This is a genomic window from Kribbella sp. NPDC051718 (assembly GCF_040681515.1).
Classification (GTDB): domain Bacteria; phylum Actinomycetota; class Actinomycetes; order Propionibacteriales; family Kribbellaceae; genus Kribbella.
Window position 1 is genome coordinate 283,608 of the sequence record NZ_JBFAYZ010000005.1, and the last position, 14,183, is coordinate 297,790.

Here is a 14,183-nt window from a genome sequence, read left to right on the forward strand (position 1 = left end):
AGCCGACCGGAGTCACGGACTCTTGAATAAGTAACACGCATGGTTTAACTTACACGCACCCTTACTCCTGGGCCCGCCACCTGGAGGTTCCTGTCATGTCTTCTAGACGCCTGCTAGCGGGTCTGTTGCCCGCTCTTCTGCTGGGCGGAGCGCTTGTCGCGACCCCCGCACACGCGGCAACCATGTATCCGAGCGGTGTCGGCGCCGACCTCGGCGCGACACCCACCACGCTGGGCGTGAAGCCGTCCGCCGGTGCGGATCCGGCTGGTCTCAGGACCGGCACGGAGCAAGGCCGCACCTTCTGGCGTACCAACCAGGCCGCCGACACCAGCTACTTCACCTTCGATGTCGACGGCGACTACGTCGGCGAGCTGAACACCGACGACGTCGTGGTCACCGTGACCTACCTCGACAGCGGCACGGGCACCCTGCAGCTCCAGTACGACGCGGCCGCCGACCCGGCAGCGCGCGCCGACAACGTCCAGCTGAAGAACACCGGCACCTGGCAGACCGGCACCTTCGCCCTGAACGACATCGAGTTCGCCAACCGCCTCGGCGGCGGTGACCTGCGACTGCAGGGCAGCGAGGACATCACCGTCGCGGGCCTGCGGATCAGCACCGCGGGAGCAACCGTCAACCTCGGCGCATCGCCGGCCCAGAACGGCATCACCCCGCGGCCTGGTGACCGTGGGGAGAACCTGATCACCGGCGTCCAGGACGGCCGCGCCTACTGGCAGACCGACCGGACCGCGCCGTCGCCGGGCATGAACTTCTTCTACATGAACGTGTCCGACACGTACCTCTACGACAACCGCAACCTGGTGCTGATCAGCATCGACTACTTCGACGAGGGCAACGGCCAGTTCGGGCTGCACTACGACTCCCCCGGCACGACGATCCCGGAGATGTTCAAGAACTCGCCGGTCGTCACCTACGGCAACACCAAGACCTGGAAGACCTACACGTTCGCACTCACCGACGCCGTGATGACGAACCGGTCCAACGGGTCGGACTTCCGGATCCACATCGGTGACGGTGCGGTCGACCTCAAGGTCGCGGCGGTCCGGGTGGCGAAGGTGGCCACCGTCCTCGACGTCACCGAAGGGCTGAACGACCTGATCGACGAGGCGGCCCGGGTGCAGAAGGCCGCGCGGGAAGGGTCGCGCGACGGCCAGTTCCCGGTCGGCAGCCGCGCGAGCTTCCTGCGGGCGATCAACGATGCCCGTACGGTCGCGACGACGCCGGGCGTCACCGACGTACAGGTGAAGGCGGCGCTGCAGACTCTGCAGGCGAAGCTCACCGCCTTCAACGCCTCGATCGTCGACACCAACTTCACTGCAACCGGTACTGCGAGTGCCAGCAGCGGCGCCAATCCGGGCAACGCCAACGACGGCAACCACCAGAGCACCTGGACGAGCGGACCCGGAGACTCCTGGCTGCAGCTGGATCTGGGGCAGAAGCGTGCGGTCAACGACGTCCGGGTCGAATGGGGTCCGGTCTCGTCGCCCGACTACACGGTGCAGGTCTCGGATGACGGCTCGACCTTCACCACGGTCGGCCGGACAGGTTCGCCAGGTGCCAACCAGTTCAGCAAGACCCGGTTCGCGACCGTCCAGGCACGGTACGTCCGGGTCGCCCTGACCGGTGCCGACAACTACACGGTCAAGGAACTGCAGCTGCGTGAGTCGCCGGTCGTGGTGCCCAAGCCCAAGCTGATCAACACCGACAACCCGACGGAAGACCTGGTCGTCGCCGACTTCGACGCGACCGAGTTCGGCGCGGACCGTACCGGCGTGAAGGACTCGACCAAGGCGATCCAGAACGCGATCTACGCCTGCGTCGACGCCGGTGGCGGCACCGTCTGGCTCCCTGCGGGCAAGTACCGGGTGACCGACACCGTCGAGGTCCACGCGTTCTGCACCCTGCGCGGCGACCGTCGCGACCCGGACAAGCCCGGCAACCACCACGGGGACTACGGCACCACCGTCATCGCGGACCTTGCCTCAGGCAACGACGGTCCGGCGTTGTTCCGGATCGGCGGCTCGGCCGGCGTGATCGGCGTGACGACGTACTACCCGCGTCAGAGCGCGACGACGCCGATCCCGTACGGCTACACCTTCGAGATCCCCGGCGGCGCCTGGATCGGCAACGAGAACTACATGATGTCGACCGTCTCCGACGTCACGATGCTCAACTCGTACCGCGGGATCGGGATCAGCACCTTCCCCAACGACCACGGCAACGCACCGAGCTCCGGCCAGGTGCACGAGTCCACGACGATCCGGAACATCCGGGGTACCGCTCTCTTCGAAGGCGCCCGCGCCTACAACGGCGCCGACGTCGGTACCTGGGAGAACGTGACCTTCTGCAACGCGTACTGGGCGGCGGCGCGCGACTTCAATCCGCCGGCCCGCGCGACGCTCGACGCCTGGACCCGGGCCAACGGCACCGGCCTGGTGCTCGGTGACCTCGAGTGGGACCAGTTCCACAAGATCACGCTCTCCGACTACAAGGTCGGGATCCACGTCGTCGCCGGGCAGCGGGCGCAGTTCACCGGGAGCTTCCTGCAGCCCGATGTCCAGCGCACCGGCACTGCTTTGAAAGTCGATGTGATGGACGACCGGTGGGGTCTCACCCTGGCGGGCGGCCGTCTGGAGGGCGACCAGGCCATCCAGAACGACTCCCGTGGCTATGTGAAGGTCACTGGCACCACTCTCACCGGAACCGTTGCGGGCATCGTGCACCGGATGGCCGGGGTCGCTCCGACCTACACGTCGCGAGCATTGCCCAGTCCGGCTGAGGGGGTTCTGTACGTCGCTGACGCACCGCATGGAGTCGGCTACCTCCCGACGGCGGACGCGACGAGCGCCGTACAGAAGACGCTCGACAAGGCCGGGCGCGCCGGTGGCGGAATCGTGTATCTCCCGGCTGGCTGGTATCGGATCACCACGCATCTCACCGTCCCCGCCAAGGTCGAGCTGCGCGGCGCATCCGCTGTCCCGAACCGCGATCAGGGCGGGAACAGCGGCGGTACCGTCCTGCACGCCTTCGAGGGACGCGGCACCGCTGCTCCGGATACCGCGCCCGCGCTCGTGACGCTGGGTAAGAAGTCCGGGTTGCGCGGGCTCCGGGTGTTCTATCCCGAGCAGAATCCGGGCAAGGCCGAAGGTGTCGTTCCTTACCCGTATGCCGTTCGTGGCAACGGCGCCGGGACCTACGTGATCAACGCGGGCTTCCCGAACGCATGGAACGGCGTCGACTTCACCACCTTCCGCAACGACGGGTTCGTGGTCCGTAAGATCGCCGGCGCCTTCTTCGACCACGCGATCGCGGTCGGCCGTAGTACCGGCGGGCGGATCGAGGGCGTGCTGTCCAACGGCAACGCGGTCACCCGGATCGGCTATCAGCAGCCGAACTGGATGAACGAGGGCAGCATCTTCGAGCTGGTGATCGACAAGTACATGCGCAAGACGGCCAAGATCGTCACCGTCGACGGCGCGACCGAGCTGACGCTCTTCAACGTGTTCGCCTACGGCTTCCACGACGGGCTGGTCGTCAACGACGGCCAGGTGGATGCGTTCAACCTGGGCACCGACAACCTCGGTGGCGACGGCTTCACGGTCAAGGTGGTCAAGGGTGACGTCGAGGCGACCAACCTGGCCCGCTACAACGGCGCGACCAGCACCGGGCCGGTGACACTGCACAACGTGATGGTGATCAACGTCGTCCAGCGGCACGTCTCGGTCGCGGCGGCCGGGAACGGCACCGTACAGATCGCCGGGAACGAGTCCGAACCGGGAACGTACGAGGTCGGCGCGCAGGTGACCGTGACAGCCACTGCTGCGTCGGATAGCGTTTTCCAGAACTGGACCGTGGGCGGCGTGGTGGTCTCCACCGACGCGTCGTACTCCTTCGCCGTGGGCGCGGACCAGATACTGACCGCGAACTTCACAGCTAGGTAGCTTTGAAAGGGCGAGATGTCTGACTCGACGAACACACACCAGGTCGCCATCGTGGGCTGCGGGATCATCGGCCGCACCCACGCCGACACCATCGCGGCGCGACCGGACGCCATCGTGACCGCTTTGGTCGACGGTGACTCCGCGGCCGCCGAGGCCTTGGCCGCCCGGTTGCAAGAGGCCGGGCAGCCGGAGCCGAAGGTGTACGGCGATCTCGGTGCGGCCCTGTCGGGATCAGACATCTCGCTCGTCGCGATCTGCACGCCGAGCGGCACGCACGCCGCGCTCGCCGAGCAGGCGCTCAACGAGAAGAAGCACGTCGTGATCGAGAAGCCACTCGATGTCGACCTCACCCGGGCCCGCCGCCTCGGCGCGGCGGCCACCCGGGCGGCCGGCCACGGCGTCGTCTCGTCGGTGATCAGCCAGCACCGGTTCGACCCGGGCAGCGCCCAGGTCTCCGAGGCGATCAAGGCCGGCCGCTTCGGCCAGCTCACCTCTGCCGTCGCGACGGTCGCCTGGTGGCGGAGCGACGAGTACTACGCCTCCGCCGGCTGGCGTGGCACCTGGGCCCAGGACGGCGGCGGCGCCCTGATGAACCAAGGCGTCCACACAGTCGACCTGTTGCTGTGGTTCATGGGCCGCCCGGTGAACATCCAGGCCCAGGCGCTTCGCGCGGCTCACCACGAGATCGAGGTCGAGGACACGGTCGTCGCAACCCTGACCTTCGAGAACGGCTCGGTCGCCACCCTGCACGCGACGACGGCAGCCTTCCCGGGCGGTCGCACCCGAGTCTCGGTCCACGGCACCGAAGGCGGCGCCGAACTGGAAGACGACCAACTCCACCGCCTCAACGTAGACGGCTCACCCGACGACCAACCGCTGGACACCGACCGCCCATCCGGCCACGTAGCCCAGTACGAAGACATCCTCACCGCCATCACCAACGGCGCCCAGCCCGGTATCACCGTCCACGACGCCATCGACGCCCTGGCCACCGTCCGCGCGGTCTACATCGCCTCCACCCTCCAACGCCCGGTCAAATTCCTCGACGTCCTCGAAGGCCGCTACGACGACGTAGACGTCAGCCGCGGAATCCGGCTGCCACCGGCCTGACTGTCACACTTTCGGCGTCGGCACAGTCAGACAGGTGACTGTGCCGACGAGCTGAGGATGCTGATGAACGACGACGAGTGGCTGGCCGAGCGGTTCGAGGAGAAGCGGTCGCAACTGCGGGGTGTGGCCTATCGGATGCTGGGGTCGGGGGCCGAGGCGGATGACGCCGTGCAGGAGGCTTGGCTTCGGCTGAACCGCGCCGGTGCCGATGGGATCGACAACCTCGGCGGCTGGTTGACGACTGTGGTGTCGCGGATCTGCCTCGATCAGTTGCAGGCTCGGCGGGTGCGGCACGAGCGGTCGCTCGAGGAGGCGCCGCCGGCGCTCAGCGTGGTCGATCCGGAGCGGGAGGCGTTGCTGGCCGACTCCGTCGGGGTCGCGCTGCTGGTCGTACTGGAGACGCTGACTCCGGCTGAGCGGCTGACGTTCGTGTTGCATGACCTGTTCGCGGTGCCGTTCGAGGACATCGCGCCGATCGTGGACCGTACGCCGGTAGCAGCGAGGCAACTCGCCAGCCGGGCTCGCCGCCGGGTCCAGGGCCGGACGGCTGTAGCCGAGCCCGATCAGGTGGCGCAGCGAGAGGTCATCGAAGCGTTTCTGGCTGCTGCTCGCGAAGGGGACTTCGAGGCATTGCTCGAGGTGCTCGATCCTGAGGTAGTCGTGCGCACCGATCTCGGTGGAGTCACCCGTGCCATCCGCGGTGCGGCTAGTGCCGCCAATGGTGCGCTCGCTGCGGCCGCGGCCAGCGTCCCATCAGCTCACCTGGCACTGGTGAACGGCACGGTCGGCTTCGTGGTCGCGCCCGCGGGTCGGCTCGAGCGGGTCATCCGCTTCACCATCGAGGCGGGCACGATCCTCGAGATCGACATCGTGACCGAGCCCGCCCGGCTGGAGAAGCTGGAACTGGCGGTGCTGGCCGACTGATCAGGGCTTGGTGCCGGGGAGGCGCGTGTTGAGGATGCGCTGGAAGAGATGGCAGTCGCGCCAGGCGCCGTCGATGTGGAGGTAGTCGGGGGCGGTGCCGATCTGGTTGAAGCCGGCCTTCTTCAGCACCTTCTGGGACGGCAGGTTGTGGGTGAGGGTGCTGGCCTCGATCCGGTGCAGGAGGAGTTCCTTGTCGGCAGCCTCGGCCGCCGCCTGCACAGCGATCGTCGCGAGCCCCTTGCCCAGCAGCTCAGCATCGATCCAGTAGCCGAGGCTCGCGCTGCGGAAGGGTCCGGGCACGATGTCGGTCAGCGTCATCGCGCCCACCACGCGCGTGCCCTGGAACAGGAACCAGGGCACGACCTCGCTGCGCTGGTACCGCTCGAGCTGCTGGCTGAGCCGGTCCGCCTGCCCGGCGGTGGTGAACCAGCGGTCCGAACGGACCGGCTCCCACGGCTTCAGGTGCTCGCGATTGCGGACCTGTGCTTCGGCGAAGGCAGCGGCGTCGTCGAGCGTCGCCACCCGCATCTCGATGTCGTCTGTGAGGGGTCTGTCCAGGGTCACTTCGGCAGCCTACGAGCCTGGCTGGAGCCTCCGACCCGCGGGGTGAAGGCATCGTGGAAGATCGTCGAGGCGGCGCCGACCGCGGCCGCATCGGCCTGCAGCATCGACTCCTCCACCGCGACCGTCCGGGTGCCTTTCGCGATCGGGTGCGAATTCACCGCCCGGCTGATTTCGGAAAGCAGCACCTCGGCGATTTCCTTTTCGAACGCCGGGCCACCGAGCACGATCAAATCGATATCGAGCAGATCGACCAGGCCGACCGCACCCTGCGCAATCACCGATGCGACTTGCGTGACCGCCTTCTGGGCCGCTTCGTCGCCGTTCGCGGCGGCTTTGCAGACCGCTTTGTAGCGCTTTGCCTCGTCGTTCGCGGCCGGGTCGGTCTCGACATATCCGAAGCCGGCCGCGATCACCGGCAGCCCGGCGGTCGGATTGCATTCGGCCATCATCTTCGGGCCGGTCTGCTCGTCCCACTCCCCCATCTTCAGGGCGCACAGCTGACCGAACTCACCGGCGTTCGCGGTCAGCCCGCGGTAGATCGAGCCGTTCAGGATCAGCCCGCTGCCGACACCGGTACCGAGGTACAGATAAGCGAAGTCGCGGGCCCGCGCGGAGCGGCCGATCCAGCGCTCGCCGATCGCCGCGGCGGTGCCGTCCTTCTCGACCAGCACGGGGTGGTTCAGCTTGCCCTGCAGGAGGTGGCGGATCTCCAGTCCACGCCAGGCCGGCTGCAGCGGCAGGTCGAGCAACGTGCCATCGGCATTGATCGGCCCCGGCACCGCGACTCCCACGCCCAGCATGGAATTCGGGTCCACCTGGCTGATACTCAACGCCGCCGTCACGGTCGCCGCGGTCAGGTCGACCAGCCGCACCGCGTCGAGATCGGCAGGCAGGTCGACGGTCTCCCGTCGCACGATCGTGCCGTCCAGATCGACCACCGCGACGGTGAGCAGTTCGGGGTCGATATGGATGCCGACGGCATGGGCCGCGTTCGAGCGCAGCCGCACCGGAGTACGGGGTTTGCCGAGGCGTTCGGCGCGCTCCTGCGCCTCCTCGACGAGCAGTCCCTGCTGCAGCAGGACGCGCAGGATCCGCGACACCGACTGCTGGGTCAGCCCGGTCCGCCGGGAGATCTCCGTCCGGCTGATGATGCCGGCCAGCCGGATCGTCTCGATGATCACGGCCTCGTTGAAGGAGCCGAGGTCGTACTGGTTCGCGCCGGAACGCGTCGGCTCGTCGAGCACCGCCGAGTCAGTCTCTGGCGTGACCATCGCCCACCTCCTCTGTCTGCATTACTTTCCCCGTTCACCGAATTCCGCCCCGAACTAGCCGAGATCGTACCCCGCAGCCCTCGCCAGGCCGGTCAGGTATTCGAGGTTCGCCGCCGTTCTTTCGGCCAGTGGCAACGCGAGGGAGAAATCCTCGACCGTCACCCAGCCGTCATAGCCGGCCGCGGCCAGTGCCAGGAAGAATTCCGGCAACTGCGCCCGGCCTTCGCGCAGCGGCACCCATTTCGGCTCCCATCGCAGAGTGCCGTCGTTTTGCACTCCGGAGAGGTGAAATGCCACGTTTTTGACGTGTACGTGCGCAAGGTACTCACCCAGCAGGTCCAGCGCGTGGGCCGGCTCCTCCCAGCCCTCGATCACCGTGTTGCCGATGTCGTGCAGCACCCCGACGTACCGCGGATCGAGCCCCTCCACCAACCGCCGGGCCGCAGACGCGCTCGCGGTCAGGCTCTCGTGATGCAACTCGAGCAACGCCCGTACGCCGTGCTGCCGGGCCCGGTCCTCGAGCCACTCCCAATCAGCCCGGTACGCCGCGAACGCCTCCCGATACGACTGGCCCTTCTCCGTGTTCACCCCGAGAAACCGGACCTGCCCGGCGTCGAGCGCAGCGGCCGCAGCCAGCAGTCGCTCAGCGTCGTCCCGCTGCTTCGGCGTCACGTACCCACCGAGCGCGGGCATCGCCAACCCGGCCGACCGCGTGACCGCGCGAATGTCGTCCAGCCGGGACTCGAGCCCGGTCAGCGGCCAGGTCGCCCGGTTCCCGGCCCAGAATGTCGGCCGCGACGACTCCACCGGCTCGGTGATCCGCCACTCGATCCCCTGCCAGCCCTGCTCGGCCAGAATCTTCGCGGCCTCCTCAGGAGCCCACTCCGGCGTCGAATCGGTGAACACGGCGAACTTCACGGCGCCTCCAGGGCCCCGTCGATACGCCGTACGCCGGCCGCCCACTCGTCATGCCCGGACAGCTCCGCCGGGTACTTCGCCGCCGCCTCCAGATTGATGTCGATGCCCCAACCGGGCGTCTCGTTCGGCCGCAGCCAGCCGTCCTTGATCCGCAGCGTGCCCGGGAACACCTCGTGCGTGGCGTCGTTGTAGATGTGCCCCTCTTGGATGCCGAAGGCAACGGAACTGACGTCGAGCGCGACATTGGCGGCGGCACCGATCGGCGAGGTGTCCCCTGGCCCGTGCCAGGCCGTCTTGACCCCGCACAGCTCGACGAGATCCGCGACCTTGCGCGCTGCGGTGAGGCCGCCGATGTCGGAGACGTGCGAGCGGATGAAGTCGACGCCACCGTCGCGGACCAGGCGTACCGCGTCGCCCATCGACGTCGTCAGCTCACCGACGGCCAGTGGCACCGGCGACGCGGCGCGGACCTCCGGCAGCCGATCCCAGTGCTCGGGCGGGAGGACGTCTTCGAGGAAGAACAGCCGGTACGGTTCGAGCGACCGGGCCAGCAACACGGCTTCTTTGGGCGTCAGCCGCGAGTGCACGTCGTGCAGCAACTCGATGTTGTCCGGCAGCGACTGCCGAGCCGCCGCGAACAGGTCGGGCGTCGTACGGAGGTAGTCGCGGGCGCTCCAGCCGTTCCGGTAGGGCGCCTCCGGGTAGAGCGTTGCGAGTCGCGGAGCGCCGTACCCGCCGCCACCCGGCGTCGACACCTGCAGCCGGATGTGCCGCCAGCCCTGCGCGACGAACTCCTTCGCCTGCTCCAGCGTCTGCTCGATGGTGATGCCACCGGCATGGATGTAGGTGTCGGCAGCGGCGCGGACCTTGCCGCCGAGTAGCTCGTAGACGGGCATGCCGGCGCGCTTGCCCGCGATGTCCCACAGTGCTTGGTCGATACCGGAGATGGCGTTGTTGGTGACCGGCCCGCCACGCCAGTAGCCGGAGAACCCGGCCAGCCGGACCAAGTCGCCGATGTCACCGGGGTACCGGCCGATCAGCAGCCGGGCGAGGTGGTCGTCGACGAAGGTCTTGACGGCCTTCCAGCGTTGCGTGAAGGTCGCGCAGCCGAGTCCGTACAGGCCTGGCTCGGTGGTGTCGATCTTCACCACCACCAGCGGGATGCCCTGCGGCGCGGTGACGATCGCCTGCACCGCGCGGATCCGGAGGTCGTCGCGGACCGGCCAGGGCTGGGCGAAGGTGGCTGGGGTCTCTCGCGCCATTCAGATCTCCAGAGTTTTCGTGGGCAGGTCGAGCTCGTGGCGAGCCTGGAAGCCGAGCACGGTCCGGATCGCCGTGAGGTCGATCGGTACTTCACGCCCGACGAACCGCCGCAACCGCGGTACGCCGGGCGCGTACTTGTCGAGCAGAGCTTCGGTCTCGTAGGGCGCGTTGGTGGTGCTCGCCGCCGCGAAGAAGGTGTGGGCGCCGGACAGCTTCGCCGTCAGCCCCAGCTCGATCGCGTACGCCGCGTCGCGGGTGTCGAGATAGGACCAGCCTTCCCGTACTCCGCCCGATGGGTCCTGGACGAAGTCGTTCGCGACCCGCTCGATCACCTCGGGCGAGTTCACGTGCGGGAAGCGGAACGCCACCACGTCGATCCCCCAGCGGCGCCAGGCCATCCGGCAGGTGTTCTCGTCGTTCTGCTTCGACAACGAGTACCAGTCGGCCACATCGGCGGGGATCTTCTCGTCGAGCGGGTAGTACGCCGGCCGGATGTCAGCCGGGTTGAAAGGCACCCCGAACGCGTTGATGCTGCTCGCGACGACCGCCCGCTTGATGCCGAGCGCTCCCGCCTGGGCGAGCACGTTGAAGGTGGAGACGACGTTGATCGAGTAGACGTCGTACGGCGTACCGGCCGACGGGTGCGCCAGCGCGGCCAGGTGGACGACGGCGTCGACGCCCTCGAGCGCCTTCGCCACATCGCCCTCCGACCTGGTGTCCCCGATCACGATCCGGTCCGCCTTCAGGTCGTCGTTCTCGGCGATCTCCATCGCCGTCACCAACGCGCCTTGCTCCGTCAGATGGCGGGTCGCGACCAGACCGATCCTTCCGGCCGCACCCGTCACCAGCACCCGGCGCCCACTCAGTGATCCACTCACTCCTTGATTCCTCCCGACATCCCGACCCCACGCAGGAACTGCTTCTGGAAGATCAAGAACAGCACTACGGGGATGAGGACCGCCAGGAACAAAGCACTCATCTGCAAGGACAGATCAGTCGTCTTCTGTACTCTCGGCAGTGCGACCGAGATCGGCTGCAGCTTCGGGTCCGGCAGCACCAGCAGCGGCCAGAGATAGTCCTTCCACGAACCGATCACGGTGAGCAGCGCGACCACCCCGATGATCGGCTTCGACATCGGCAGGACCAGCGCCGTGAAGAGCCGCAGGTTGCTCGCCCCGTCGATCCGCGCCGCCTCGATCAGCTCGCGCGGGATCGCGTCGAAGTACCGCTTCATCACCAAGATGTTGAACGCTCCGGCCGCCTGTGGCAGCCAGACCGCCCAGAACGTGTTCTGCAGGTTCCAGCCGAACACCGGCATCTTGAGGATGGTCAGATACAACGGCACCAGCGAGATCACGCCGGGCAGGAACAAGGTGGCCAGCACCAGGCCGGTGATCACCGGTCCCCACTTCGGGCGCAGGACGCTGAGCACGAAGGCGCCCGTCGTACAGACGAACAACGTCGACAGCAGCGAGCCGATCGCGATGATCGCGGTGTTGCCGAGGTACGAGCCGATCTGCACCTGGTTCCAGGCATCCGGCACGTTGTGCCACTGGATCCCGCTCGGCCACAGTTGCATCGGTCCGCGCAGGATGTCCTGGCTGGTCGACAGCCCGGACTTCAGCAGCCACAGCAACGGGCCGACGCCGGCGATCACCACGCCGATGAACAACAGCACCTGGATGATCGGCAGCCCGTACCGGACCAGCGGCCGGCGCCGGTCCATGGACGAGATGATGCCGCGTTCCGGAGCCTCCGCCGTCATGTCGTGCTCCAACGTCTGGTGAGGAAGTGGTAGACGACCGACAGCACGCACAGCACCAGCGCGAGCAGCACGCTGAGCGCGGTGGCGGCACCGAAGTCGCCGTTGATGAACGCGTACCGGTAGATCAGCAGCAGGATCGTGGTGGTCGCGTTGTCCGGGCCGCCGCCGGTGAACAGGAACGGCTCGGTGAAGACCTGGAAGGTCCCGATCAGCTGCAGCAGCATCATGATCAGGATGATTCCGCGGATCTGCGGGATCGTGACGTGCCCGACCCGGCGCCAGATCCCGGCCCCGTCCAGCTCCGCCGCCTCGTACAGCTCGTTGCGTACGCCGGTGAGCGCGGCCAGGTAGATGATCGAGGTCGCCCCGGCCCCGGCCCAGGTCGCTTCCAGCACGATCGCCGGCATCGCCAGGTTCGGCGAGTTCAGCCAGGCGTACGGGCCGAGGCCGAACCAGCCGAGGATCGCGTTGAAGACGCCCGAGCCGGGGTCGTAGAAGTACTTCCACAGCAGGATCGCGACCACCGGCGGGACGACCGCCGGCAGGTACGAGATCACGTTGTAAAGCCACCCGGTCTTGCGCAGCTCGCTGATGAAGACCGCCAGGAACAGCGGCACCGGGAAGCCGAAGATCAACGCCAGCAACGCGAAGTACAGGGTGTTGATCGTTGCTTGCGGCAACTGCGGGTCGGTCAGCACGTAGCTGAAGTTGGACATCCCGACCCACTCGGCCGGGGTGACCAGGTTGGTCTTCTGGAACGACAGGACCAGCCCGCGCACGATCGGGCCCCAGGAGAAGTACAGGAAGGTCAGCACCAGGGGCAGGGCGAAGACGATGCTGCTCAGCCCGCCGGAGCGAAACCAGGTGGTCAGGCTCCGGCCGGACTGCGCGGTCGTCCGCGGGGCGACGGGGGTTCTCGTCAGGACAGCCATCGGACTACCTGGACAGGCGGGCGTCGATCTTCGAGGAGGCTTCGGAGAGTAACTTGTCGATGTCCGCGTCCTTCTTGGTCAGTACCTGCTGGACGACCGGGTCGAGCAGCGCGTAGACCTCCTGGCCCTTGTTCGACGGCTCCGGCAGCAGCTTGAGCGTCTTGGTCGAGTCGATGTAGCCCTGGAACTGCTGCACCGGCACGTTGTTGTAGGGCTCGCGCCACTTGTTGTACTGGTCGTAGGTCGCCTGGCTCAGCGGGGTCACCCCGGGCCGGCCGACGAAGCCCTTGTCGGCGATGGCGTTCTTGGCGTCCTGCACGGCCAGCGCCTCGGACGTGTACTTGTCGAACTCCTGCGACTTGATCCACTTCAGCGCGGCGACGATCTCGTTCTTGGTCGACTTCGGGTTGATCATCTTGATCGAGCCACCGGTCAGCGTGCCGAACGGGCCACCGTCCTGCGGCAGCGCGCCCTCACCGAAGTCGGCGGGCTTCATGCCGAAGTTCTTGACCGCCATGTCGTAGGCGTCCGGCGCCTGCATGATCATCCCGATCTTGCCGGCCGCGAAGTCCTGCCGCGCCTCCTCCTGGTTGTAGAGGAAGTTCGTGCCCATCGTGTTGTCGGTCCAGCGCATGTCCTTCAGCAGCTGCAGCGCCTTCTTGGTCGGGACGTCGTTGAAGACGCTCTTCTTGCCGTCGTCGCTCTGGACCTTGCCGCCCATGCTGTAGGTCATCGTGGTGAGCATCCAGCCACCGGTGTTGTCCTTGGTCAGCTGCGCGTAGCCGGCCTTACCGGTCTTCTCGGTGATCTGCTTGGCGTACTGACGAACCTCGTCCCAGGTCGTCGGCGGCTTGTCCGGGTCCAGACCGGCCTGCTTGAACAGTGCGCGGTTGTAGGCCAGGCCGACCGAGAAGGCCTCGAACGGGACACCGTAGATCCGGCCCTTGTCGTCCTGGACCAGCTTCAGCGTCTCGGGGTTGAGGTCCTTGGTCATGTCGACGAGCTTGAGCGCGTCGGTGATGTCGGGCAGCTGCTTGTTCGGGATCATGTTCAGCGGTTCGGTGAAGCTGATACTCATCACGGTCGGGAGCGAGCCACCTGCCACCTGAGCTTGGAAGGTCTGCGGATCCCACGACGTCTCGGTCGACTTCACCGTGATGTTCGGGTGTGCGTCGGTGAACTTCTTGACGTTGCGCTCGAAGGCGGCGACGTCGGCCGGCTTGTCCGGCTTGGGCTTGTTCCCCACCGTGATGGTGACGGGTGCGTTCTCGTCGATCGCGCCGCCGCTACTACTCGCCGACGGGTCGGTGCCGTCCGCGCAGGCTGCCGTCGCCAGCACCAGTGCGGCCGACGTCAGGGTCACGACAAACCGTGCCGTTCTCGTCATCGGAACTCCTCAGGTTTCCGGGTCACCCCCGTCCACCGGGCGGTTCAGGGGTGTGGTCTGGGCCACAGAAGCCCAATTCCGAGTAAG

11 protein-coding genes are annotated in these 14,183 nt (G+C 67.2%); 3 read left to right on the forward strand and 8 right to left on the reverse strand.

Annotated elements, in window-relative coordinates:
• The first annotated feature begins 95 nt into the window (after positions 1 to 95).
• From AB0M15_RS20710 to AB0M15_RS20720, 3 genes are all read left to right on the forward strand, one after another.
• On the forward strand, positions 96 to 3,962 hold the full coding sequence (locus tag AB0M15_RS20710) for a discoidin domain-containing protein (RefSeq protein WP_363821111.1): 3,867 nt from the start codon (positions 96 to 98) through the stop codon (positions 3,960 to 3,962).
• Positions 3,963 to 3,977: 15 nt separating this feature from the next.
• Complete coding sequence (locus AB0M15_RS20715; protein ID WP_363821114.1) at positions 3,978 to 5,072, forward strand: Gfo/Idh/MocA family oxidoreductase; 1,095 nt, start codon at positions 3,978 to 3,980, stop codon at positions 5,070 to 5,072.
• Between the two features lie 63 nt (positions 5,073 to 5,135).
• The gene (locus AB0M15_RS20720; RefSeq protein WP_363821117.1) at positions 5,136 to 5,996 is read left to right on the forward strand and encodes a sigma-70 family RNA polymerase sigma factor; all 861 of its coding nucleotides are present in this window, start codon (positions 5,136 to 5,138) and stop codon (positions 5,994 to 5,996) included.
• Here the strand turns inward: AB0M15_RS20720 and AB0M15_RS20725 are convergent, their stop codons facing one another.
• The 8 genes from AB0M15_RS20725 to AB0M15_RS20760 are packed head-to-tail and all read right to left on the reverse strand — an operon-like array spanning position 5,997 to position 14,096.
• Positions 5,997 to 6,560, reverse strand: coding sequence for a GNAT family protein (locus tag AB0M15_RS20725; RefSeq protein WP_363821120.1), 564 nt, complete (start codon positions 6,558 to 6,560; stop codon positions 5,997 to 5,999). It abuts the gene before it with no gap.
• Positions 6,557 to 7,831, reverse strand: a complete 1,275-nt coding sequence (locus AB0M15_RS20730; RefSeq protein ID WP_363821122.1) for an ROK family transcriptional regulator — start codon at positions 7,829 to 7,831, stop codon at positions 6,557 to 6,559. Before AB0M15_RS20730 ends, AB0M15_RS20725 begins: the two co-directional genes overlap by 4 nt.
• 54 nt (positions 7,832 to 7,885) lie before the next feature.
• Positions 7,886 to 8,749: a sugar phosphate isomerase/epimerase family protein gene (locus AB0M15_RS20735; protein ID WP_363821125.1), complete on the reverse strand. Its 864-nt coding sequence runs from the start codon at positions 8,747 to 8,749 to the stop codon at positions 7,886 to 7,888.
• Positions 8,746 to 10,011 carry an enolase C-terminal domain-like protein gene (locus AB0M15_RS20740; protein ID WP_363821128.1) on the reverse strand — a complete coding sequence of 422 codons (1,266 nt, stop codon included), beginning with the start codon at positions 10,009 to 10,011 and terminating at the stop codon, positions 8,746 to 8,748. The genes AB0M15_RS20735 and AB0M15_RS20740 overlap by 4 nt, the downstream gene beginning before the upstream one ends.
• Positions 10,012 to 10,890 carry an NAD(P)-dependent oxidoreductase gene (locus AB0M15_RS20745; protein WP_363821131.1) on the reverse strand — a complete coding sequence of 293 codons (879 nt, stop codon included), beginning with the start codon at positions 10,888 to 10,890 and terminating at the stop codon, positions 10,012 to 10,014.
• The gene (locus AB0M15_RS20750) at positions 10,887 to 11,777 is read right to left on the reverse strand and encodes a carbohydrate ABC transporter permease (protein WP_363821133.1); all 891 of its coding nucleotides are present in this window, start codon (positions 11,775 to 11,777) and stop codon (positions 10,887 to 10,889) included. The genes AB0M15_RS20745 and AB0M15_RS20750 overlap by 4 nt, the downstream gene beginning before the upstream one ends.
• Entirely contained in the window at positions 11,774 to 12,709 is a 936-nt protein-coding gene (locus AB0M15_RS20755) for a sugar ABC transporter permease (protein ID WP_363821136.1), read from the reverse strand. The genes AB0M15_RS20750 and AB0M15_RS20755 overlap by 4 nt, the downstream gene beginning before the upstream one ends.
• A 4-nt stretch (positions 12,710 to 12,713) precedes the next feature.
• Positions 12,714 to 14,096 carry an extracellular solute-binding protein gene (locus tag AB0M15_RS20760; protein WP_363821139.1) on the reverse strand — a complete coding sequence of 461 codons (1,383 nt, stop codon included), beginning with the start codon at positions 14,094 to 14,096 and terminating at the stop codon, positions 12,714 to 12,716.
• Positions 14,097 to 14,183: the final 87 nt, after the last annotated feature.